Here is a 23199-nt window from a genome sequence, read left to right as displayed (position 1 = left end):
AAGTGCCTCTTAGAGACGGGTTGAGAAGCGATAGCCCGCGCCGCGCACCGTCTGGATCAAGCGATCATGCCCCGTCTCTTCAATGGCCTTGCGCAGGCGACGGATATGCACATCCACGGTTCTGTCCTCGACGTACACATTGGTACCCCAGACGTTGTTGAGCAGCTGCTCGCGGCTGTAGACCCGCTCCGGGTGGGTCATGAAGAAGTGCAGCAGCTTGAATTCGGTCGGCCCCATGTCGAGGGCCTTCTCCTCGGCGCTGACCCGGTGGGAGACAGGATCCAGCTTGAGCCCCTGCACCTCGATCACCTCATCCACCGAGGTGGGAGAGACGCGGCGCATCACCGCATGCAGGCGGGCGGTGAGCTCCTTGGGGGAGAACGGCTTGGTGATGTAGTCATCGGCCCCCGCCTCCAGCCCGCGCACCTTGTCCTCTTCCTCGCCGCGGGCGGTCAGCATCACCACCGGGATCTGGCGGGTCACCTCATCCTGCTTGAGCTGCTTGATGAACTGGATGCCGCTGCCACCTGGCATCATCCAGTCCAGCACGATGAGTTCGGGGTAGGGTTCGCGCACCTTCGCCAATCCGTCGGCAAAATCTTCAGCTTCTACTGTTTCATATCCCTTCTGCTCGAGCACGAAGCAGAGCATTTCGCGGATCGGTGCTTCGTCCTCGACCACCAGAATTCGCTTAGCCATATCCCTTCTCTCTCCTCTGTGAAGATGGGTGCGCCAATTATTAGAACTTTCTGTGACACTTTTATGACTTTATGACAGGCGGGATGATAAACGTTTTCAGATTCAGTTGGCAGCAGTGAGTTGCAGCAGATCCCAGCGATTGCCACTGATGTCCTCGAATACCACCACGGTGCCGTAAGGCTCGGTGCGCGGCTGTTCACAAAAATGGACACCATATGCCTGCATGCGCCGGTAGTCGCCCCAGAAGTCGTCAGTCTCGAGGAACAGGAAGACCCGGCCGCCCCCCTGCTGGCCGATGGCGGCCCGCTGCTCCGGGGTGGCAGCCCGCGCCAGCAACAGGGCGGAACCGGGGGTACCCTTGGGAGCAACCCGCACCCAGCGCTTGCCCGGTTTGCCCGGCTCGTCGAGGGGAGTGTCTTCCAGCAGCTCGAACCCCAGTCCCTGGGTAAAGAAGGTGATGGCCTGGTCGTAATCGGCCACCAGCAGGGCCAGGGCGCCAATGTGTTGTGCCATGGGAAGTTCCTCAACAGATGAATGGACGGGGCGCATCATAACGGGGGACGGCCCCGGGCTCCAGCACCGGGGCAGATGAGATGGCAGAGGATGGAAGAGAGGAACATGGCGCCGGGCAGGCGCGAACTCCCCGCTTAAAGCAACCGGTTCACTCCTGTCCGAGCCAGTCGCGCAGCACGCTATTCCGGTCACCATCCAGCGCCGGCGAAGCGCGCCCATAACGCACCGGGGTGGCCGACAGATGCAGCGGATTGGCCAGGGTGGGCAAGGATTGTTCGCCGCGCTGCACCTGCTGTACCCAGCCCCGCACCGCCCCCTGCTCGAGGGCAAACAGGGCATCCAGGGTGAGGATGGGGCCGCCCGGCACCCCGGCCACCTCCAGCATGGCACTCCACTGGGCGCTGCTGCGCGCCAGCAGCCGCTCGGCAATCAGGGCGTTGAGCCGGTGACGCTGGCGCACCCGGGCGGCGTTGGTGGCAAAGTCGGGGTCCTGCGCCCACCCGGGTTCCCCCAGCAGGGCCGCCAGGGCGGCAAACTGGCCATCGTTGCCCACCGCCAGGATGAGGTGGCCATCGCTGGTGGGATAGACGTCGTAGGGGACGATATTGGGGTGGCCGTTGCCAAGGCGCCCGGGCGCCTGGCCGGTGGCGAGATAATTCATCGCCTGGTTGGCCAGCACCGCCACCGACACGTCGAGCAGGGCGAGATCGATCTGCTGACCCTCCCCGGTTCGCTCCCGATGGCGCAGGGCCGCCTGGATGCCGATGGTGGCGTAGAGGCCGGTGAGGATGTCGACGAGCGCCACCCCCACCTTGACCGGCCCGCCGCCGGGCACCCCGTCGGGTTGACCCGTGATGCTCATCAACCCGCCCAGCCCCTGGATCAGCAGATCGTAACCGGGTCGCTGGGCCCAGGGGCCGTCCTGGCCAAAGCCGGTGATGGAGCAGTAGATGAGCTCTGGGCGGCGGGCCTTGAGGCTCGGATAATCGAGGCCAAAGCGCGCCAGTCCCCCCACCTTGAAGTTCTCGATCACCACGTCGGCACAGTCCACCAATGCCAGCAGGGTGTCTCTGTCGCGCACCAGGTCCAGGGCGATGGAGCGTTTGCCCCGGTTGGCAGCATGAAAGTAGGCCGCCTCCCCTGCCACCAGCTCGGGCGGGCCCCAATGGCGGGTGTCGTCACCGCGCCCGGGGGCCTCCACCTTCACCACGTCGGCGCCGAGATCAGCAAGCAGCTGGCTGGCCCAGGGGCCGGCCAGCACACGGCTGAGATCCAGCACGCGCACGCCGGCAAGGGGCCCCATCACTCGAACGCCTGCAGGTCGGTCTGGGCCCGCCCCAGGATCAGGGCGTGGATGTCGTGGGTTCCCTCGTAGGTGTTGACCGCCTCCAGGTTCATCACGTGGCGAATGACGTGAAACTCGTCGCTGATGCCGTTGCCGCCGTGCATGTCGCGGGCGACGCGGGCAATCTCCAGCGCCTTGCCACAGCTGTTGCGCTTGATGAGCGACACCAGCTCCACCGGGCAGCGCCCCTCATCCATCAGGCGCCCAGCCTGCAGACAGCCCTGCAGGCCGAGGGCAATCTCGGTCTGCATGTTGGCCAGCTTGAGCTGGAACAGCTGGGTGGCGGCCAGCGGACGGCCGAACTGCTGACGACCCAGCCCGTACTGGCGGGCGGCGTGCCAGCAGAACTCGGCAGCGCCGAGCGCCCCCCAGGCGATGCCGTAGCGCGCCTTGTTGAGGCAGCCGAACGGCCCCTTGAGGCCGCTCACCCCGGCCAGCCGGTTGGCTTCGGGCACGAAGACCCGCTCCATCACGATCTCGCCGGTGATGGAGGCGCGCAGGGAGAACTTGCCCTCGATCTTGGGGGCAGAGAGCCCGGCCATCCCCTTCTCCAGCACGAAGCCGGTGATCTCGCCATCGAGCTTGGCCCACACCACGAACAGATCGGCGATGGGGGAGTTGGTGATCCACATCTTGTTGCCGGTCAGCAGATAACCGCCGTCGACCCGCTCGGCGCGGCTCTTCATGGACCCCGGATCCGAACCCGCGTCCGGTTCGGTGAGACCAAAGCAGCCTACCAGCTCGCCCCGGGCCAGCCCTGGCAACCAGCGCTGGCGCTGGGCCTCGTCGCCATAAGCGTGGATCGGGTGCATCACCAGCGAGGATTGCACGCTCATGGCCGAGCGGTAGCCGCTGTCGACCCGCTCCACCTCCCGGGCGATGAGGCCGTAGGCCACGTGATTGACCCCGGCGCAGCCATACTGCTCCGGCAGGGTGGCGCCGAGCAGCCCCAGCTCCCCCAGCTCGTTCATGATGGTGCGGTCAAACTGCTCGCGCCGGTTGGCCTCCAGTACCCTGGGCATCAGCCGCGCCTGGCAGTAGTCGCGGGCGGCGTCGCGGATGAGCCGCTCCTCTTCGCCAAGCTGGCCATCGAGAAAGAAGGGGTCTTGCCAATCAAATCGGGTACGCGTCATAAAGCACTCCATGCCATGCAAAAGAATCATCAAAGGGTCTCTTGTGGACCCATCTTAACCACGAAAAACTTAGGTCACAAACGCCTCAGCCGGCCTCCCGCAACGCCCGATAGAGGGTGGTGCGGCTGATGCCGAGCCGACGCGCCGCCTCGCTCACGTTGCCATCGCACTCTGTCAGGGTCTGCTGCACCCGTTGCCGGTTCTGCTGGCGCAATGTGCTGCCCGCCAGCGCCGGGGGGGCGATCGGCGCCACAACCACGGTCGGCAGATGCAGGTGGGCGGGTTCAATCCAGCCCTGCCCCTCCGCCAGCACGCAGGCTACCTCCAGCGCCTGCTTGAGCTGGCGCACGTTGCCGGGCAGCGGGTGGGCCAGCAAGTGGCGCTCGGCCTCATCGGTCAGGTGCAGGGCAGGATCCATCTCGGCCAGCAACCGTTGGACCAGCGCCTGCCGCTCCGGGGCCGGCCAGTCGCGCAGCGGCGCCAGTTGCTGGCGCCAGCCGCAGATGCGGTAGTAGAGATCCTCGCGAAAGGTACCGGCCGCCACCATGGCCGCCAGATCCCGGTGGCTGGCGCTGACCAGCCAGAAATCCACCGCTTCGGGCTTGTGGCTGCCAACCGGGGTGACGACGCGCTCCTGCAATACCCGCAGCAAGCGGGTCTGGGCCAAGAGCGGCAGCTCGCCGATCTCGTCCAGCATCAGGATGCCGCCGTGGGCGGCACGCAGATAACCCTGGCTGCCCTGGCTGCGGGCACCGCTGAAGGCCCCGCCGACATAGCCGAACAACTCGGCCTCCACCAGCTCCGCCGGCAGGGCGCCGCAGTTGACGCACACCAGGGGCTTCTCGTGGCGGCTCGACTGGCGATGGAGGTCGCGCACCAGATGCTCCTTGCCGCTGCCGGTCTCCCCCTCGATAAGCAGCGAGATGCCGCGCTCCAGCATCTTGAGCGGCACCTGCTGGCCGTGCGAGCCACCGGCCGCGGCCGGCAGGGCGGGCTGGGCCACAACTGAGCTGGCCTCCGGCATCAACCGCAAGCCGCGCCTATCCCGCAGCAGCTGCTTGCCGTCGAAGGGGTGCTGGCCGAGCCAGAGCCGGCCGGCCCGGTTGGCCCCGAGCAGTTCGCCCTCCTCCCCCAGCAGCAGGCGGGCGGACCAGAGACTCTGGGGCTCGAGATCCACCAGCCAGCCCGGCTGGCGTGCCAGCAGCGCGTTTTCGAGGGTCATGGCCAGCAGCCGTACCGTGCCCAGCATGTCGCCGCCGTGGTGGGCCGCATCGGTGGAGATGTCGAGCACCCCGATCACTTGCCCGTCCGGCCCGAGCAGCGGGCAGGCGCTGCAGCTGAGAAAGCTGTGCTGGGCGAAGAAGTGCTGATTGCCGAGCACCTGTACCTCGCTCTGCTCGGCGAGCGCGGTGCCGATGGCATTGGTGCCCTTGCTCGCCTCCCCCCAGCGGGCGCCGCTGCGCAAAAAGACCCGCTCGGCATGGCGGGCGAAGCCGTCATCACCGCTGGCGGCCAGGATGGCACCCTCGCCATCGCACAGCAGCAACCGACAGGGGCGCCCCGCCAGCAGCTGGTCAAACAGCGGCAGCACGAAGCGCCGGAAGCTGGCGATCAGCCCCCTGTGCTGCTCCTGGCGGGCCGACAGCTCCCCCTGGGGCAGCAAGTCCAGCTCGGCGCTCTGCTGACGGCTCAACCCCTGGTGCAGGCAGCGCTGCCAGGAGCGCTGGATCGGGCTGGCACCAGATTGAGGGAACTCGCTCATCACACCTCCTGTTCACAAACGGCACGACTGTCGCGACCACTGTCCAGAAACGGCACAGTTGTATCGCCACCGCCGCGGTCATTGGTTAACCAAGATACGCTGCCGCACCCCGTTTGATAACGTTTTTGTAACTTTTGAAGTGCTGGTCAGACCCTCTGGCACGCCCCTTGCGATACACAGCAGCAACCGGGCTGCTCGCCAGCCCGGTCAGGACCACACACATAAAGGATGATGAGATGATTTATACCGCTCCCGGTCAGGCAGGTGCCCTGGTCAGCTTCAAGTCCCGTTACGACAACTTCATCGGTGGTGAGTGGGTGGCGCCGCGCGCCGGCCGCTACTTTGAAAACATCTCGCCGGTCGATGGCCGCGTGTTCTGCGAAGTGGCCCGCTCCGACGCCGCCGACATCGAGCTCGCCCTGGACGCCGCTCACAAGGCATTCGCCAGCTGGAGCAAGACCAGCGTCACCGAGCGCAGCAACCTGCTGCTGCGCATCGCCGATCGCATCGAACAGAACATCGAGGTGCTCGCCATCGCCGAGACCTGGGAGAACGGCAAGGCGGTGCGCGAGACCCTGGCCGCCGACCTGCCGTTGGTGGTGGATCACTTCCGCTACTTCGCCGGCTGTATTCGCGCCCAGGAGGGCTCGGCCGCCGAGCTGGATCAGAACACCGTCAGCTACCACTTCAAGGAGCCCATCGGGGTGGTCGGCCAGATCATCCCGTGGAACTTCCCGCTGCTGATGGCGGCCTGGAAGCTGGCCCCGGTGCTGGCGGCCGGCTGCTGCAGCGTGCTCAAGCCCGCCGAGCAGACTCCGGTCACCATCATGCTGATGATGGATCTCATCAAGGACATCCTGCCCCCCGGGGTGGTCAACGTGGTCAACGGCTTTGGCGCCGAGGCGGGTCAGGCGCTCGCCACCAGCGACCGGATCCAGAAGCTGGCGTTTACCGGCTCCACCGAGGTGGGGGCCCACATCCTGCGCTGCGCCGCCGACAAGCTCATTCCCTCCACCGTGGAGCTGGGTGGCAAGTCCCCCAACATCTACTTCGCCGACGTGATGCAGCACGAGAGCAGCTACATCGACAAGGCGGTGGAAGGGATGCTGATGACTTTCTTCAACCAGGGCGAGGTGTGCACCTGCCCCTCCCGCGCCCTGGTGCAGGAGAGCATCTATGACGACTTCATGGACAAGGTGCTGGCCCGCGCCCGCAACATCGTGCAGGGCAACCCCCTCGACACCACTACCCAGGTCGGCGCCCAGGCGTCCCGCGAGCAGTTCGACAAGATCCTGAGCTACATGGAGATCGGCCGCGGCGAAGGGGCCAAGATGCTGATCGGCGGCGGCCCCGCCAAGGTGAGCGGGCTGGAGGGGGGCTTCTACATCCAGCCCACCATCTTCCACGGCCAGAACAAGATGCGGGTGTTCCAGGAGGAGATCTTCGGCCCGGCCCTCGGCGTCACCACCTTCAAGGACGAGGCGGATGCCCTGGCCATCGCCAACGACACCCAGTACGGCCTGGGGGCGGGCCTGTGGACCCGCGACAGCAACCTGGCCTGGCGCATGGGGCGCGGCATCCAGGCTGGCCGGGTCTGGATCAACTGCTACCACGCCTACCCCGCCCATGCGGCCTTCGGCGGCTACAAGAAGTCAGGGATCGGTCGCGAGACCCACAAGATGATGCTGGACCACTATCAGAATACCAAGAACCTGCTGGTGAGCCACGGCATCAACCCCCTCGGCTTCTTCTAAGCCCACCCCGTGATCCACAAGGGCGCCTGCGGGCGCCCTTTTCATTGCTGGTGCGGTCGCGGTCAGAGCTGTGCCTGCCCGGCGCCGATCCCCAGCTGCTGGCGATAGCGCTGGGGGGCACAGCCCTGTTCGCGCTGAAACATGGCGATAAAGGCCGAGGTGGAGGTGTAACCGAGCCGCCAGGCGATCTCCTGCACCGGCATCTCGCCGCGCAGCCAGTCCAGCGCCTTCACCAACCGCAGCCGAGTGCGCCACTGGCCGAGGCTCATGCCAAGCTCCTTCTGGCAGCGCCGCGCCAGGGTGCGCTCGGTGGTGTGCAGCACCTTGGCCCACTGGGCCAGGGTGCGGTTGTCCTCCGGCGCCGCCTGCAGCGCCGCCAGCAGGGGGGCGAGCAGGCGATCCCGGCTCTGGGGCAGGTAGCTTGGCTGGCAACGGGTGCGAGCCAGCTTCTCGATGAAGAGTTCACCCTGACGGGCATCCCACTCGTCCTCCATGTGGCCGACCCGGCGCTGGGTGAAATCCTCCAGCAGGGCCCGCAGCAAGGGGGTGAGCGCCAGCAGCTGGGGTTCCCGTGGCAGGCGCGGCGCCAGCGCGTGGCTCACGTAGATGGAGGTGTAGTCCAAGGTCTGCTCGTTGAAGGCGGTGTGGGGCTGATCCGCCGGCACCCAGATGAGGTAGTCCGGCGGCGCCACCAGCCGCTGCCCCGCCACTTCCACCACCATGACCCCGAGACTGATGAGGCTGAGCTGGCCCCAGGGGTGGGCATGCTCGGCGCAGGCGTTGCCCCCCTGGATCTGGCTGTAGCGAAAATAGAGGGGATTGGGGGCGGCCAGCAGGCGATCCTGCTCGGCCAGGGTGAGGGTGCCCATGCAGATTGTCCCAAAGCGGTTATGACATGTCTTATTTACGCTACTTGCATCGTTCAAGACAAGGCTAGACTCTCTCCATCATACCAAGGAGTGCCTATGCCTTTTCTCTTTCCCCTGCTCGCCATCCTGATCTGGGCCGCCAATACCGTGGTCTCCAAGGCCGCCGCCGGCGTGCTGGATCCTGCCGCCATCTCGTTTTACCGCTGGGTGATCGCCGCCCTGGCGCTGACCCCCTTCTGCCTGCCGCAGCTGTGGCGCCGCCGGCGCGATCTCCGCCCCTGGCTCGGCAAGCTGCTGGTGCTCTCCCTGCTTGGCATGGTGCTCTACCAGTGCCTCGCCTACTACGCCGCCCACAGCACCTCGGCCACCAACATGGGGGTCATCGGCTCCCTGCTGCCGCTGCTCACCCTGCTGATCGGGGCCTGCTGCTTTGGCCAGAAACCGGGCAAGCAGGCGCTGCTCGGCATGAGCATCTCCCTGTTCGGGGTGCTCTGGCTGCTGGGTCAGGGCAACCCTCAGACACTGCTGCACAGCGGCATCAACCCAGGCGACGGCATGATGCTGCTGGGGGCGGCCAGCTATGCCCTCTATGGCCTCTTGATCCGCCGCTGGCAACTGCCGTTCGGCCCCTGGCTCAACCTCTACCTGCAGATCCTGCTGGCGGTGCTGCTGCTCATCCCGCTGGCCCTCTCCGCCGACTCCCTGGCCATTCCCGCTCAGGGCTGGAGCATGGTGCTGTTCGCCGGGCTCGCCTCCTCCATCTTCGCCGCCTACTGCTGGATGCGCGGCCTCGCCAGCCTGGGGGCGGAGCGCACCTCGGTCTTCATGAACCTGATGCCCCTGTGCACGGCCCTCATCGCCGTCATCAGCCTGGGGGAGCCCATCCACGGCTATCACCTGCTGGGGGGCGGCCTCATCCTGAGCGGGGTCATGCTCTCCCAGTTCAAACCAAGAGCCCGCCGCGTCCTGCTGGAAGAGGCCTGAGCGGCCCGTCGTACCGGTTTTCGTGCCGACGTATAGACCTAAAAAAGGGAGCTTCGGCTCCCTTTTTGCTGGTATGGATCTGCGTGCGGCAAGCGGCTCAGCTGCCCCGCCGCCAGTGGTAGCGGCGTTCGGGCCGGCCGCGCTGGCCGTAGTTGAGATCCACGTCCACCCTGTCCTCCGACTCCAGATACTCCAGATAGCGGCGCGCCGTGGTGCGGCTGAGGGACAAGCGCAGCGCCACCGTATCGGTGGAGAAGGCGCTGTCCGGCTCCCCCGCCAGCAACTCCAGCACCTGGCGCAGGGTGATGGCGTCGATCCCCTTGGGGGTGTCGCGCACGTCGCGCCCCTGAGGCCTCACCTTGCCCATCAGCCGGTCCAGATCGCTCTGCTCGAGGGAGCCGCGCTCGCAGATGCGCCGATGCAGGGTGAGGATCTCGTCCAGGCTCTGCTGGATGCGAAACAGCCGCAGCGGCTTGATGATGTAATCCTGCACCCCCTGATTGAGGGCCTGCTGGATGGTCTCCACGTCGCAGGAGGCGGTCACCATGATGACGTAGGCTTCGCGGTTGTGGCTGCGCAGCCGGTTCACCCACTCCAGGCCGGAGCCGTCGGGCAGCGAGATGTCCACCAGCAGCAGCTGCGGCTGGGCCGCACGCATCATGAGATCGGCCTGGGTCAGGCTTTCGGCCCGACCCAGCAGGGAAAATCCGGGGGTGGAGGAGACCAGCTCGGCCAGAATGGATCCTATCCGTTCGTCATCCTCGATCACCAGCGTGAAAATGGGCTCCATAGATCACACCAATTGGTTTTTATTCAAGTAGATACCGAACAGGGTCGTCTGTTCGGCGGTGCGGCGCCATTCTATCACACCCCCTCGCCTGGCCACCGTCTCCTTGACCAGGAACAGACCGACACCGTGATCGCCAGTCTGGCGACTGATGCCGTAATCAAACAGATGGTCCGCCAGCGCCTCATCCACCCCCTCACCGCTGTCCTCCACCTCGATCACCAGCCGGCGCCCGAAGTCGTTGAGGGAGATGAGCACCCGCGGCGGGCACTGCTTGCGCCGGGCCCAGGCGGCGCGGATGCCGTTGTCCAGCAAGTTGCCGATGAGGGTGATGAGATCCGCCGACACCGCCGCCGGGTACTCCCCCAGCGCCGAATCGGGATCCAGCACCAGCTCCACCCCGAGCTCGCGGGCCCGGCTGAACTTGCCTAGGATGAGCCCGGCCACCGGCTTGTCCTCGATGGCCCGCAGCAGATCGTGCAGCATGGTCTGGCACGCCTCGCTCTCCTGCTGGATGAGCTCCACCGCCTGATCCACATGGCCCAGCTGCAGCAGGCCGGAGAGGCTGCTGAGCTTGTTGGCGAACTCGTGGGTCTGCATCCGCAGCATCTCGGCATACTGGCGCAGGTGGGTCACCTGCATGCCGAGACTGCCGGTCACCTCGGGGCGGCTGAAGATCAGCAGCCGACCGGGGATCTTGCCCTCCACCGCCTGCCAGCGCCCGACGAACGACTCGCCGTGCACGGTGAAACCGAGCTCGGTCTCGACCTGAGTCAGGGCGGGGGCGAGCGGCGGCGACAGCTCCGAGAGCGGCTGGCCGAGCAGGGCGTGGCGGCCGGTGCCGGGCAGGCGCAGCTGGTAAAAAGCGGCGCTGTTGAGCATGCGGATGTGGCCGCGGGAGTCGAGGGCGATCACCCCCTCCGAGATGTGCTCCAGCACCAGCTCCTGCAACACGAAGCGATTGACTATGGTCTCCGGCTCCAGATCCAGCAGGGTGCGGCGCAGTCGATGCTGGACCCAGAGCGCCAGCAGCAGACCGCAGCCCAGCACGGCGCCGATGGCGCTGATGAGCAGGGCGATCCGATCCAGGTAGATGCTCTCCACCGTCTGCATCAGATACCCCACCACCACGGCACCGATGGCGCGCCCGTCAGGCCCGATCACCGGAGCGAAGCAGCGGATGGCCGGCCCCAGGGTGCCCACGTCCTTGGAGCAGTAGCTGCTGCGCTCGTTGAGGGAGGGCCAGATATCCTCGCCGCGAAACAGGCCACCCACCAGCTCCGGAGAGGGGTGGCTCAGCCGGCGGGCATGCTCGTCGGTCACCACCATGTAGGCGGCATCGGTGCGGCTGCAGATCCCCTGCACATAGTCGCGCAGGCCCGGATCGCTCCCCCACTGCAGCGCCTGCACCACCCGGCTGTCTCCCGCCAGCACCCGCGCCAGATCCCCTCCCTTGTCCTCCAGATTGCTCTCCAGCAAATGGCGGATAAAGAGCGCCAGCAGGCTGCCCAGAATGATGATCAGGAGCAGTGACAGGCCCAGGGAGAGGGTGACCAGTTGGTGACGCAGTTTCATCGATTAGCCTTGCAACATCAGGACGCGGACCAATAGTGCGGGCGCCACCAGGTCTGGTCAATCAAAGGTGCGGGATCACCGGCAAAATCGGCCAGCCCCTCGGCACGGGCACAGAGTGCCACCGCCCTCGCCACCGCGCGGGCCACCTCCCCCACCTGCTCGATGGGGGGCAGCAGCCGTCCCTCGGCCAGCGGATAGGCGCCCACCGCCTGCACCGCCGCCCGCAGCATACCGTCGCTGATGCGCCGCGCCTTGACCGCGCAGGCCCCCAGACCAATGCCCGGGAACACATAGACGTTGTTGCATTGAGAGACCACCCGCGCCGCGCCGTCCACCTCCACCGGCGGGAAGGGGCTGCCGGTGGCGAGCAGGGCCCGCCCGCCGGTGGCCTGCCACACCTGGGCCGGGGTCGCCTCGGCGCTGCGAGTGGGATTGGAGAGCGGCAGGATCACCGGCCGCTCGCACACCTCCCCCATGGCGGTCAGCACCGCCTCGTCGAACAAGCCGCCCTGACCGCTCACCCCGATCAGCACCCCGGGGCGCAGCCGCTCGATAAGCGCGGCCAAGGAATTGCACGCCTCCCCCGCCGGGCGGGCAAACGGCTGCTGGGCCGGGGTGAGCCCGGCCCGGTCCAGGCAGACCAGACCGTCCTGATCGAACAGCTGCACTCGCTCCGGGCCGCCCGCCAGCTGGGCCAGCATGGCGGCGATACCGCAGCCGGCCGAGCCGGCGCCGACGATCAGCACCGGGGTATCCGCCAGCGCGCTGCCCGCCTGCTGTAAGCCCGCCAGCACGCAGGCCGACGCCACCGCCGCCGTGCCCTGGATGTCGTCGTTGAACATGCACAGCTCGTCGCGGTAGCGGGCCAGCAAATTGGCGGCATGCTTGCCGGCGAAGTCCTCGAACTGCAGCACTACCTGGGGCCAGCGTTTGCGGATGGCGGCCACCACCTTGTCCATGAACTGGTAATAGGGCTCGCCATCCACCCGCCGGGCCTGCCAGCCCAGGTAGGAGTCATCTTCCAGCAGTTCGGGGTTGTTGGTGCCCACGTCCACGCACAGCGGCAGGGTGCGCGCCGGGTTGATGCCACCGGCGGCGGAGTAGAGCGCCAGTTTGCCGATGCAGATCCCCATGCCGCCGATGCCGAGATCGCCGAGCCCCAGCACCCGCTCGCCGTCGGAGATGACGATGACGTCCACCTCCTGCTCCACCGCCGCGAAGATGTGGTCGAGCTCATCCCGGTCGTGCCAGGAGAGGTAGAGGCCGTGGCTGCGCAGATAGAGGTCGCTGTGGCGCTGGCACGCCTCCCCCACCACAGGGGTGTAGATGATGGGCAACAGCTCCGGCAAGTGGTGGCGCACCAGCTCGTAGAACAGTACCGGGTTGTCTTCCTGCAGCTGGCGCAGCAGCAGGTGCTGATCAAACGGGCTCTGCATGGCCGAAACCAGCCGGTAGATGCGGCGCCGCTGCTGGGCCAGCGACTCCTCCTTGTGGGGCATGCGCCCCATCAATCCCTGACGCTTGCGTTCGGCATAGGGCAGGCTGGTGCCCATCATGATGTCGTTCATTATCTTGTTCCTTATGCCAGCAGAGAGATGAGCAGGGTCGCCAGGATCAGCATGACGGCGCCCCCGAGACGAGAGGAGATCTGGGCGAACGGCATCAAGGTCATGCGTTGGGCCGCCGAGAGCACGGCCACGTCACCCGTGCCCCCCATGTTGGCCATGCACAGGCCGCCGGTGATGGCCGCCTCTATGGGGTAGAAACCGATCATCCGCCCTACCAGCGCCGCCCCCAGGGCGCCACCGAGCACGGTCACCAGCACCAGCACGAAATAGCTGACGGAGAAGGCGCTGATGAGCTCGGGGATGCTGGTGTAGGCGACTCCGATCCCCACCAGCAGAGAGGGGGTCAGGTTGGTGACCACGAACTGGTACCAGTCGGCCGCCGCCTGCTCGTAGCGACGGGGCAGCAGGCCGCTCACCTTGATGACGGCCACCGCCAGGATCATCAGGGCGAAGGGGTGCATGGGGATGAAGTTGCCAAGCAATGAGCCCAGCACGAACATGCTGGAGCTGATGAAGAGGCCCAGGCCCAGGCTCTCCAGGGTCGGCGCCTGCGTCTTCTCCTCGGCCACGCCATCGGCACTCTCTTTGATCATCAGCTTGCCGTTGCCGGTCAGGGCGGGGTAGCGGCGACCGAGGCGGGCCAGCAGGGTACCCACCAGGATGGCCAGGGTGTTGGCGATCACTACCGCCGGCACCATGCGCGACAGCAGATCGGCGCTCGACATCTGCAGCGGCCCGGAGAGGATCTCCACCAGCGGCACGGCGCCGGCCCCCATGCCGCCGCCCATGATGGGCAGACCGATGAGCAGCACCGCGTTCTTGAAGCCGTAGCCCATCAGGGCGCCCACCAGACCGACGCTGAGCAGCGCCAGTGCGACGCCCCCCAGGATCACCGGCAGGTAGCGCATGGCGGCATTCTTCAGCAGGGCGCCGCTCATGCCGAACACAGAGCCGGTCACCAGGCTGGCGATGAAGAAGTTGAGAAAGCCCCCCTCCTTCATGAAGCCGATGATCACCTGACCCGCCTCGACGGGCAGGATCCGGTATTCAAATAGGGCGGCGCCGCCGAAGATGGCGAGTATGGTGCCGCCCCCCAGGTATTCGCGGATGGGGGTGATGCGCTCGCCGAGCTCGGTCAGCAGGGTGCCGAGCACGAACATCAGTGCCAACGCGCCGACCATGCCGAGCGGTAGCGAGCCGTTCCAGCCCGAGAAGAGGACGCAGGTAGCGAGGCCCAGAAAGATCATCATGGGCATGCCGGCAATCTGTCGACCGCCGAACAGGGCGGTTCTGGTGTGTGGGGTAGAGAGGTTTTTCATTGTTATGCTCCAGCGTGTGGTGTGGCGCCACTCTAGAGATCTCCGCTCCTCCTGTCGGTTAGCCCGCCAACAAAGGCATATAAAAACATTAAATTCTTAAACGCTATGGCATGCGGGCAAGGTTGGCACCCATTTTACAGGGGGTATTTCCGTTCCTGTCATCGTCATTAAATCCCCCCGACACGCACTCTTTTGCACTTTAAAGCGGCGCTTGAAGCGGTCGCTATCAAATAGCGATCAAATAACCAGCGCTGTAACCAACAATAATGGCCTGTCAGGTTTGGCAGTGGTGAATGATCACCCGGTACAAGGCAAGGGTGATCCCCTGATCAACAAAAAGGCTCCGGCCAGGATCTGCCGGGTGATAAAAAAGAAAGACGATGACAGCTCGATAGCGAGCGCCTAGCTTGTTACAAGCATGGCGCTCCCGCAGGTAATGGCGGCTTGCAGCAAGAGGATTAACGGTGGGGGCAGGCCCTGTGAAAGGCTGCCCTCTCAATATGACCTGTGGATGTCACCAACCGAAAGACAATTCGGCTAATAACAATGGAATATTGGCAGGGTCAAATTCATGACAGGTTTCGGCATTTTCCAGGCTGAGTCCATAATGGCCGTCGACTACATATTCTACGTCCACCAGCAGACTCTCGATGGCGAGATGGGCGTCACCCGATTCATATCGTTCCACAGCTATCATCTCCCTGTTTAGCTGACTCATCAATATTAGTGAATAAAAAACAGAGTGCCGCATTTATATAATATTTTTTTGCATCCTCTAATTAGGGTGCACCTAAAACGCGGTGACTATTTTCATGCCATCCCAATAAACGACTCGCTTTATTTCGCCGGGCCCTGCCGACCATATCCAGCCTTCTGATTCACTCAAAGGGGCTGCTGATCCCAACTCACCCCTTCACCCATGCTGCTTGAGCTCCACCAGAGACCTACCTCCAAATTTCATAAACAAGATCGTGATCACGCTATTTACTTAGCCTGCTAAACAATTACAATGCTTAGCAAGCTAAGTAAAAGGAGACACCCCCATGATGAAGGACCTGGAAATGCTGCGCGAGCTCTCCCTCGCCGAGCGGGTCGGCCGGCTGCATCGGCTGTGGCGCACCGTGGCCGATCTCGAACTGGCCCCCCTCGGCCTGACTCATCCCCGCTGGACGGCGCTGTGGAAGCTGAGCCGGCTCGGCGGCCACCTCAGCCAGAAGACCCTGGCCGAGGCGCTGGAGATCGAACTCCCCTCCCTGATGCGCACCCTGGGCCAGCTGGAAGAGCAGGGGCTGGTGGAGCGCCACTGCTGCAGCCAGGACAAGCGGGCCCGCATCGTCACCCTGACCCCGGCCGGCAAGGCGCTGCTCGACCAGATTGAAGATCGCATCATGGAGATACGCCGGGAGCTGCTCGCCGGCATCAGCCAGCGGGAGCTGGAACAGTTTGAAGATATCGTGCACCGCATCTGTGCCAATGCCCTTGGCAAGATAGGTGCGCAGAGTGAAGAGAGAGAATGAGATGACCCCGGATCAACAATTCCAACGCTGGATCAAATGGGCCATGAGCGCCTTCGTGCTGGTCTTTGCCTATTTCCTGCTGGCCGACCTCAAGATGCCGCTCACCCCGCAGGCCATGGCAACCCGCGTCGTCACCAAGATGGCGCCCCAGGTCAGCGGCAAGGTGATGGAGGTGGCTGTCGCCAACAACCAGCACGTCAAACAGGGCGACCTGCTGTTTGCCCTCGACCCGGCCCCCTTCGAGCTGGCGGTAGAGCAGGCTCGCCTCGCCCTGGCCCAGGCCGAGCAGCAGAATCGCCAGCTCGATGCCACCCTCAACGCCGCCAGCGCCGATTTCAGCTCGCTGCAGACCCAGGCCGCCCTCAAGTTGCGGGAAGCGGAGCGTATCGACGCCCTCTATCGCCACCACATGGTCTCCGAGCAGCAGAAGGATGACGCCGACAGCGCGTTTCGCACCGCCCAGGCCAACCTGCTGGCCAGCAAGGCACGCATGACCCAGGCCAGGGTCAACCGCGGCCTGCCCGGCGACGACAACCTGCTGCTGCGCCAGGCCCGCAACCGCCTCGCCCAGGCCGAGCTCAACCTCGCCTACAGTCGGGTCCACGCCAGCCAGGATGGCATCATCACCAACCTGCAGCTCAAACCCGGCAGCTTCGCCGCGGCGGGCGCCCCGCTGCTGGCGCTGGTCTCCGAGCAGGTGGACGTGATCGCCGATTTTCGCGAGAAGAGCCTGCGCCACGTTGATCAGGACAGCCTGGCCCTGGTCGCCTTCGACGGCGAGCCGGGCCGCCTCTATCCCGCCCGGGTCACCAGCCTGGATGCCGGGGTCAGCGCCGGCCAGTTCGATGCCAACGGCCAGCTGGCCAGCCCCACCGAGTCGGATCGCTGGGTGCGCGACGCTCAGCGTCTGCGCCTGCACCTGGCGCTGGAACAGCTACCCGCCCATCTGCCGGCCGGAGCCCGCGCCACCGTGCAGTTGCTGCCCGACAACGCCCTGACCGGGCTGCTGGCCCGCGCCCAAATCCGCCTGCTCAGCCTGCTGCACTACATCTACTGAGGTGACGGCAATGAACCTGTGGCACAGACCCCTCACCGCCAATGAACTACGCCAATGCCTGCGCATCGCCTTTGGCAGCACCAGCGGCTTTCTGCTCTGCAAGCTGTTCGGCTGGAACTACGGCGTCTTCTATACGGTGACGCCTGTACTGCTGCTGGGCATGGTGCCGGTGATGAACGGTCATGCCGCCCGCCAGCTGATCGCCGCCGCCGTGGTCTGCGGGCTGGAAGTGGGGCTGCTGGGGGGGCTGTTCGGCGGCCATCCCGGCCTGATGATCCCCATCGCCTTCCTGCTGTTTCTCTACCGTTTCGCCGCCATGTCGCGGGGCAGCCTGTTCCTGTTCGGTGCCAACGGCGTGTTGAGCCTCAGCATCATGCTGCACTTTGCCAGCTACCCGCAGACCGATCTCAACGACCTCATCTTCAGCAACCTGTGGGCCAGCGTGCTGTCGGTGCTCATCGCCTACCTGATGACGGCGCTCATCCCTGACGTGGAGGAGCGCCCCAAGCCAGCCCCCTCCCCCAAGGCACCGCACCGGATGCGGCACGAGGCGCTGCTTGGCGCCAGCATCGCCACCCTCTCCTTCATGGTGTTCCAGCTCTTCGATCTGCGGGACTCCATGTCGGCCCAGGCCACGACTCTGCTGGTGCTCTTCCCCATGCACTGGGACGGCGCCCTGAGCTATGCCCGCAAGCGGGCCATGGGCACCCTGCTCGGGGTGAGCTTCGGCCTGGTCGGCCAGCTGGTGCTCTACGACTGGTCCGGGCTGCTGATCCTGGTTGCCCCCTTGCTCTGGCTCGGCGCCATGCTGTTCAGTCATGCCCACGTGAAGGAGGCGAGCGGTTCCGGGGTCGGCTTCGGCGCCCTCACCACCCTCGGCATCCTGTTCGGCCAGTACCTGACGCCCGGCAACGATCTGGTGTTCAGCGCCCTCTACCGGGTCAGCAGCATCTTGTTTGCCATCGTCGCCACCCTGCTGGCCTGTTACCTCATCCACCGACTGCTTAACCGTTTCGAGGCCACCCGGTTCGGTTATTGACCCCCTGTTGTTAGCTCAAGGATGTGCGCCTTTCGCCCCGCTATGCCTACCGGGGCGTTTTTTTTGCCCTGTATCTGGCGGTGCCTGCGGCCAGCCCCAGCAACTATGCTTGCTAGGGCAGTTGGCAACGGGAGAGAGACCATGACACACGCAACCCACATTCACTGGCTGGTTATCTGTCTTCTGCTGATGGTGGGAAGCGCCCGGGCCGAGTCTGTACTGATCGCCGCGGAAGATGACTGGGCCCCCTACTGCGTTCTCGACAAAGAGAGCGGCCAGCCGCAGGGGCTCGCGCCCGAACTGGTGAAGGCAGCCTTTGCCGCCGAGGGAATCGAGGTGGAGTTTCGCACCATCCCCTTCGCCCGCTGCATGTACGAGGCGCGCAGCGACAAGGTGCTCGGCTGCTTCGATGCCACCATTACCGAGGAGAACCGTTACCAGTACTTCTGGCACGAGACCCCCATGTTCGAGGAGGATCTCGCCATCTTCGCCCTGGCCAGCGAACCGCGCCGGGATCTCAAGCTCACCTCGCTGGAACAGAAGACAGTGGGCATCACCCTCGGCTACACCTACCCCACCGATTTCATGGAAAACCCCAGGATCACCCGCTTTCAGGCCAAGTCAGACACCCAGATCATCGAGATGCTGGTGCGTGGCCGGGTTGACTACATACTGATGAACGAGATGCCGGGCTACCTCAAGATCCAGCAGAAACAGCTGAGCGGGAAGGTGGTCAAGGTGGGCAAGATCTCCACCGACGGTTTCTGGCTCGCCTTCTCCCGCGCCCATCCCCGGGGTGAGGAGATGGCCAGTCGCTTCGAAGAGGGGCTGCAGAAGATAAAGAACAACGGCACCTACGAGGCGCTGGTGCGCGCCTTCGAGGCCAGACTAGGCCTGCATTGAGCCCATACTCATTAGTGCTTCTTTTGACGCCCATGGACGCATATCGACGCAAGTCGGGTCGAGCGGCATTGCCCCCCTTGGGCAAGCTGTTAGGATCACGCCCGGATGACACCGATGGAGAATCAACATGAAGCACGCCAACCTTCTGCTGCTGGGCATCACGACCCTGACCCTGCTGAGCGGCTGCGAACGCGGCGCCGACACCCTGAACGTGACCGGCGGCGACCCCGTCACCTATCTGTGCGAACAGGGCCAACGGGTACAGGTGCGCTACTTCGCCCTCTCCGATCAGAGCCTGAACTTCGTCAAGCTGGCGCTGCCGGATGGCAAGGATTACACCCTGCCGCAGAGCGTCTCTGCCTCCGGCGCCCGCTACACCGACGATCACGAGGCCGTCTGGTGGAACAAGGGCGACGAGGGCTTTGTCGAGATGCGCGACAAGGATGGCGAGTGGCAGAGCGTCTACAACGACTGCAAACAGCAGTAAACAACAACCCCGGCCAGGCCGGGGTTGTTCATTACTCCACTTCAATCTCGTAGCGACCCACCACTCGCACCGGAATGGCCTGCGGGTTCTGCTCCGACACTCGATAGCGGGTCTTGGCCAACCCCGACAGGGCGATCAGGTCCAGCACGCCGGGCGGCTCCGAGGCCAGGATCTCTGGGCTGAACAGATTGCCGTTGGAGTCGATGAGATAACGGACCTCCACATAGCCCTTGACGGGCCGCTTGGCTGGCGCGCCGCCCACCGGTTCAAACGGAGGCACTTCGCCATCCTGCACCCAGTATTTGCCAAGCTCCGCCATGGTCACCTCCAGCGGTGGCTGGTTCAGCTTCACGGTGGGACTGGGGCTGGCACAGCCCCCCAGCAGGCCGAGCACAGTGCCCAGCAGCAAGACCTTCAAACCCATTCAACACTCCTTGTTGAGTCAGCTCAGAGGGGCCACCCCTCCCCGGCAGGGTTGCCGGCCCATTACTGTAACAATCGGAACCCGTTTGAGCAGCATAAAAAAAGCCAACCCCATCGGGTTGGCTTTTAGCAAAGAGGCTCAACGTCAGCCGCGCTTGTCGCTGACCACCAGCCAGAGGGCATGGACCATGCCGGGCAGACCGCCGAGCAGGGTCAGCACTATGTTGATCAGAAAATGCAGGCTGAAGCCCACCTGGATAAAGGCGCAGACCGGCGGCAGGAAGATGGCCAGCAGGATCTTGAGCAGATTGTTCATCTCGGATTTCCTCGTCAACGATGTCACAGGGATTGGAATGGGCTAACCATAAACATCCCTAGCCTCAACTGCAAACCAGACAGGGGATCCGTTCCCCTCCTTCCCGCCAGGCGTTGAGATCGTGGATCTGCTGATTGCTGCTGCCGCGCCAGAGCAGGCCGGGATCCGCCAGCCCCTGCTCGAACTTGCCGTCCACCAGCACGTCCAGCAAGGCCACCAGCTCGCGCTGGGCCGGGCTGAGCTCGTCGAGCAGATAGCCGGTCCAGCACCAGATGTCCTTGCCGGGACACTCGGCACGCACCCGCTGCACCAGCGCCAGCACGTGGGGCACGTTGGCGGGGTGGAGCGGATCGCCGCCGGAGAGCGACAGACCCCGCCGCTTGATGCGCGGATCCTTGAGATCCGCAATGACGCGATCGCTCATCGCCTGATCGAACGGCTTGCCGCCATCGAGCCGCCAGGTGCTCTGGTTGTAGCAGCCGGGGCACTGGTGCTCGCAGCCCGACACGAACAGGGTGGCGCGGGTGCCTGGGCCGTTGATCACATCGACCGGGTAGTATTGGTGGTAGTGCATCGCTTGTTGCCTGCCTCCTTCATGGGTGTGCAAACGGTCGCCACCCCATGAAAATGGCCCCTTGCAACAGGGGCCAGCGCTTCATCGTTACCGCACTTACATGTGTTTGACGCGGCGTTTGACCTCTTCCTGCTTGCCCGCGTTGAAGGGGCGCGCATCCGGGCTGCCGAGGTAGCCGCAGACACGACGGGTCACCGATACCTTGGCCGGGTCGTGGTTACCGCAGCGCGGGCAGGTGAAGCCCTTGGAGGTGCACTCGAACTCGCCGGTAAAACCGCACTCGTAGCACTCGTCGATGGGGGTGTTGGTGCCGTAGTAGGGCACCTTGTCATAGCTGTAGTCCCAGACGTTCTCCAGCGCTTCCAGGTTGTGCTGGATGTTGGGGTACTCGCCGTAGCAGATGAAGCCGCCGCTGGCGATGGGCGGATAGGGCGCCTCGAAGTCCAGCTTGTCGTACGGGTTCACCTGCTTTTCCACATCGAGGTGGAAGCTGTTGGTGTAGTAGCCCTTGTCAGTCACCCCCGCCACCACGCCAAACTCCTTGGCGTCGATGCGGCAGAAGCGCGAGCAGAGGTTCTCGCTCGGGGTGGAGTAGAGGCTGAAACCGTAGCCGGTCTCCTCCTTCCACTCGTCGGTGGCGGCCTTGAGGCGCTCGACGATGGCGATGGCCTTCTGCTGCAGTTCGGCACTGTCAAACAGGTGCACCTGATCGCCAAACAGGGCGTTGATGGTCTCGTGTACCCCGATGTAGCCAAGGGAGATGGAGGCGCGACCGTGCTTGAAGATCTCGCTGACATTGTCGTCCGCCTTGAGGCGCACGCCACAGGCCCCTTCCATGTAGAGGATGGGGGCGACCCGGGCCTTGACCCCGTCGAGGCGCTTGATGCGGTACATCAGCGCGGTCTTGGCCACCCGCAGGGCGGCATCCAGCTTGTCCCAGAAATCCGCTTCATCGCGAGATTTCAGGGCGATGCGCGGCAGGTTGAGGCTCACCACCCCTAAGTTGTTGCGCCCTTCATGAACCAGCTCGCCCTGCTCCTCGTAGGCACCGAGGAAGGAGCGGCAACCCATGGGGGTCTTGAAGGAGCCGGTCACCTTGACCACCTGGTCGTAGTTGAGGATGTCCGGGTACATCCGCTTGGAGGCGCACTCCAGCGCCAGCTGCTTGATGTCGTAGTTGGGATCGCCCTGTTTGTGGTTAAGGCCATCCTTGATGGCGAACACCAGTTTAGGGAACACGGCGGTCTTCTTGTTCTTGCCAAGGCCGGCGATGCGGTTGCTCAGGATCGCGCGCTGGATCAGGCGTGACTGCCAGCTGTCGCCAAGGCCAAAGCCGAAGGTGACGAACGGGGTCTGACCGTTGGCGGTGTGCAGGGTGTTCACCTCATATTCGAGGGACTGGAAGGCGTCGTAGCACTCCTTCTCGGTGCGGGCCATGGCGTAGGCATCCACATCGCCGATACCCCACTCCACCGCCACTTCCCGGTGCTTCTCCCAGCTGATGGTCACATAGGGAGCCAGCACTTCGTCGATGCGGTTGATGGTGGTGCCGCCATAGATGTGGCTCGCCACCTGGGCGATGATCTGGGCGGTGACCGCGGTGGCGGTGCTGATGGATTTGGGGGTGTCGATCTCCGCGTTGCCCATCTTGAAGCCGTGGGTCAGCATCCCCTTCAGGTCGATCAACATGCAGTTGAACATGGGGAAGAAGGGGGAGTAGTCGAGATCGTGGAAGTGCAGATCGCCGCTCTCATGGGCCTGCACCACATCGCGGGGCAGCATGTGGCTGGTGGCGTAGTGCTTGGCGACGATGCCCGCCAGCAGGTCGCGCTGGGTCGGGATCACCTTGGAATCCTTGTTGGCGTTCTCGTTGAGCAGGGCCGCGTTGGTCTGCTCAACCAGGCCGCGGATCTCCTGGGCCAGCCGGCCGCGGGCCTCGCGAGCCTGATCCCGGTCGTGACGGTATTCGATGTAGGCACGGGCGATGGCCTTGTCGTCGGAAGCCATCAGGTGGTTTTCGACCCGGTTCTGGATCTCGTGGATGTCCACTTCTCCCCGCCCTTCCAGCTCCTGGCTGACGGCGGCGGCAATGCGCTCTGCCAGCGCCGGACTGGCCTGATTGACCGCCTCCGCCGCTCGGCCCACCGCCTCGGCAATCAGCTGGGCATTGAATGGTGCGCGACATCCATCACGTTTGATCACAACCGGTTTCATGGAGTTTCCCCGTTAAAAAGGCCAGGCTCTCGCCCTCGGCTTACCCTTGTTTGGCCCCCTTCTCCACGCCTCGTCCTCGGCGCAAATAAATTCAGCCGAGGCTTGACAAGCCTGGGCTGACGATGAGAAGGGAACAGCTTTTACACAGCTTAATAACACAACATATAGGGATTAAAAACGAATGCAGCCCTATATGTGGTGTCTATTAGGCACCAAAGCGGGGGCGTATTTCTTGATCCAGAACAGGTTTTGAGGCGAGTGGCGCAGTTCCCGACCAGCCATAAAAGGTACCACACGAGACCACCCCCAAGCCTGGTGCGGGCTAGCGCCCGATGCCGGCCAGCGAGAAAAAGATTTCCCC

The 23199-nt window shown here is 64.6% G+C and carries 22 protein-coding genes; 7 read left to right on the top strand and 15 right to left on the bottom strand.

Annotated elements, in window-relative coordinates; all coding sequences use genetic code 11:
* Positions 1–9: 9 nt before the first annotated feature.
* The 5 genes from phoB to I6L33_RS10340 all read right to left on the bottom strand — a co-directional run bounded on the left by phoB (position 10) and on the right by I6L33_RS10340 (position 5452).
* A complete protein-coding gene (gene phoB, locus I6L33_RS10360) occupies positions 10–699 on the bottom strand; it encodes a phosphate regulon transcriptional regulator PhoB (RefSeq protein WP_005298527.1) in 690 nt (229 codons plus the stop codon).
* Positions 700–801: 102 nt separating this feature from the next.
* Positions 802–1212 carry a VOC family protein gene (locus tag I6L33_RS10355; protein ID WP_216974011.1) on the bottom strand — a complete coding sequence of 137 codons (411 nt, stop codon included), beginning with the start codon at positions 1210–1212 and terminating at the stop codon, positions 802–804.
* A 148-nt stretch (positions 1213–1360) separates the two neighbouring features.
* Positions 1361–2515, bottom strand: a complete 1155-nt coding sequence (locus I6L33_RS10350; protein ID WP_216974010.1) for a CaiB/BaiF CoA-transferase family protein — start codon at positions 2513–2515, stop codon at positions 1361–1363.
* Positions 2515–3690 carry an acyl-CoA dehydrogenase gene (locus I6L33_RS10345; protein ID WP_216974009.1) on the bottom strand — a complete coding sequence of 392 codons (1176 nt, stop codon included), beginning with the start codon at positions 3688–3690 and terminating at the stop codon, positions 2515–2517. Before I6L33_RS10345 ends, I6L33_RS10350 begins: the two co-directional genes overlap by 1 nt.
* An 85-nt stretch (positions 3691–3775) precedes the next feature.
* Positions 3776–5452, bottom strand: coding sequence for a sigma-54-dependent Fis family transcriptional regulator (locus tag I6L33_RS10340; protein WP_216974008.1), 1677 nt, complete (start codon positions 5450–5452; stop codon positions 3776–3778).
* 236 nt (positions 5453–5688) lie between these two features.
* On the opposite strand from I6L33_RS10340, the gene I6L33_RS10335 reads away from it, so the two are divergent.
* A complete protein-coding gene (locus tag I6L33_RS10335; RefSeq protein WP_216974007.1) occupies positions 5689–7206 on the top strand; it encodes an aldehyde dehydrogenase family protein in 1518 nt (505 codons plus the stop codon).
* Positions 7207–7268: 62 nt separating this feature from the next.
* Here the strand turns inward: I6L33_RS10335 and I6L33_RS10330 are convergent, their stop codons facing one another.
* Entirely contained in the window at positions 7269–8075 is an 807-nt protein-coding gene (locus I6L33_RS10330) for a helix-turn-helix transcriptional regulator (RefSeq protein WP_216974006.1), read from the bottom strand.
* A 96-nt stretch (positions 8076–8171) separates the two neighbouring features.
* On the opposite strand from I6L33_RS10330, the gene I6L33_RS10325 reads away from it, so the two are divergent.
* A complete protein-coding gene (locus tag I6L33_RS10325) occupies positions 8172–9059 on the top strand; it encodes a DMT family transporter (RefSeq protein ID WP_054545340.1) in 888 nt (295 codons plus the stop codon).
* A gap of 97 nt (positions 9060–9156) precedes the next feature.
* Here I6L33_RS10325 and I6L33_RS10320 read toward each other — a convergent pair whose 3' ends face one another.
* The 5 genes from I6L33_RS10320 to I6L33_RS10300 all read right to left on the bottom strand — a co-directional run bounded on the left by I6L33_RS10320 (position 9157) and on the right by I6L33_RS10300 (position 15059).
* Complete coding sequence (locus tag I6L33_RS10320) at positions 9157–9849, bottom strand: response regulator (protein WP_005303332.1); 693 nt, start codon at positions 9847–9849, stop codon at positions 9157–9159.
* A 3-nt stretch (positions 9850–9852) separates the two neighbouring features.
* Complete coding sequence (locus I6L33_RS10315; RefSeq protein WP_216974005.1) at positions 9853–11421, bottom strand: sensor histidine kinase; 1569 nt, start codon at positions 11419–11421, stop codon at positions 9853–9855.
* 17 nt (positions 11422–11438) lie between these two features.
* The gene (locus tag I6L33_RS10310) at positions 11439–12989 is read right to left on the bottom strand and encodes an NAD-dependent malic enzyme (protein ID WP_042049748.1); all 1551 of its coding nucleotides are present in this window, start codon (positions 12987–12989) and stop codon (positions 11439–11441) included.
* An 11-nt stretch (positions 12990–13000) separates the two neighbouring features.
* Complete coding sequence (locus tag I6L33_RS10305) at positions 13001–14308, bottom strand: 2-hydroxycarboxylate transporter family protein (RefSeq protein WP_216974004.1); 1308 nt, start codon at positions 14306–14308, stop codon at positions 13001–13003.
* Between the two features lie 514 nt (positions 14309–14822).
* Positions 14823–15059 carry a hypothetical protein gene (locus I6L33_RS10300; RefSeq protein ID WP_216974003.1) on the bottom strand — a complete coding sequence of 79 codons (237 nt, stop codon included), beginning with the start codon at positions 15057–15059 and terminating at the stop codon, positions 14823–14825.
* A 292-nt stretch (positions 15060–15351) separates the two neighbouring features.
* Here I6L33_RS10300 and slyA point away from each other — a divergent pair, with 292 nt between their 5' ends.
* The 5 genes from slyA to I6L33_RS10275 all read left to right on the top strand — a co-directional run bounded on the left by slyA (position 15352) and on the right by I6L33_RS10275 (position 19311).
* The gene (gene slyA, locus I6L33_RS10295; RefSeq protein WP_010634735.1) at positions 15352–15825 is read left to right on the top strand and encodes a transcriptional regulator SlyA; all 474 of its coding nucleotides are present in this window, start codon (positions 15352–15354) and stop codon (positions 15823–15825) included.
* Between the two features lies 1 nt (position 15826).
* Positions 15827–16882, top strand: a complete 1056-nt coding sequence (locus I6L33_RS10290; RefSeq protein WP_216974119.1) for an HlyD family secretion protein — start codon at positions 15827–15829, stop codon at positions 16880–16882.
* A gap of 10 nt (positions 16883–16892) precedes the next feature.
* Complete coding sequence (locus I6L33_RS10285; RefSeq protein WP_005303346.1) at positions 16893–17921, top strand: DUF2955 domain-containing protein; 1029 nt, start codon at positions 16893–16895, stop codon at positions 17919–17921.
* Between the two features lie 141 nt (positions 17922–18062).
* Complete coding sequence (locus I6L33_RS10280) at positions 18063–18824, top strand: ABC transporter substrate-binding protein (protein ID WP_017783996.1); 762 nt, start codon at positions 18063–18065, stop codon at positions 18822–18824.
* A 127-nt stretch (positions 18825–18951) separates the two neighbouring features.
* Positions 18952–19311, top strand: coding sequence for an MliC family protein (locus tag I6L33_RS10275; RefSeq protein WP_208200677.1), 360 nt, complete (start codon positions 18952–18954; stop codon positions 19309–19311).
* A 31-nt stretch (positions 19312–19342) separates the two neighbouring features.
* Here the strand turns inward: I6L33_RS10275 and I6L33_RS10270 are convergent, their stop codons facing one another.
* The 4 genes from I6L33_RS10270 to nrdD form a co-directional block, all read right to left on the bottom strand.
* On the bottom strand, positions 19343–19735 hold the full coding sequence (locus I6L33_RS10270; protein ID WP_216974002.1) for an energy transducer TonB: 393 nt from the start codon (positions 19733–19735) through the stop codon (positions 19343–19345).
* Between the two features lie 144 nt (positions 19736–19879).
* Positions 19880–20050, bottom strand: a complete 171-nt coding sequence (locus I6L33_RS10265) for a YqaE/Pmp3 family membrane protein (RefSeq protein ID WP_005343870.1) — start codon at positions 20048–20050, stop codon at positions 19880–19882.
* A 64-nt stretch (positions 20051–20114) separates the two neighbouring features.
* Positions 20115–20624: an anaerobic ribonucleoside-triphosphate reductase-activating protein gene (nrdG, locus tag I6L33_RS10260; RefSeq protein WP_216974001.1), complete on the bottom strand. Its 510-nt coding sequence runs from the start codon at positions 20622–20624 to the stop codon at positions 20115–20117.
* A 96-nt stretch (positions 20625–20720) separates the two neighbouring features.
* Positions 20721–22838, bottom strand: coding sequence for an anaerobic ribonucleoside-triphosphate reductase (gene nrdD, locus I6L33_RS10255; protein WP_017779877.1), 2118 nt, complete (start codon positions 22836–22838; stop codon positions 20721–20723).
* Between the last annotated feature and the right edge of the window lie 361 nt (positions 22839–23199).

Source organism: Aeromonas sp. FDAARGOS 1403 (assembly GCF_019047325.1).
GTDB lineage: Bacteria > Pseudomonadota > Gammaproteobacteria > Enterobacterales > Aeromonadaceae > Aeromonas > Aeromonas dhakensis.
Note: the sequence above shows the minus strand (reverse complement) of the source record. Positions and strands in the feature narration are given on the sequence as shown.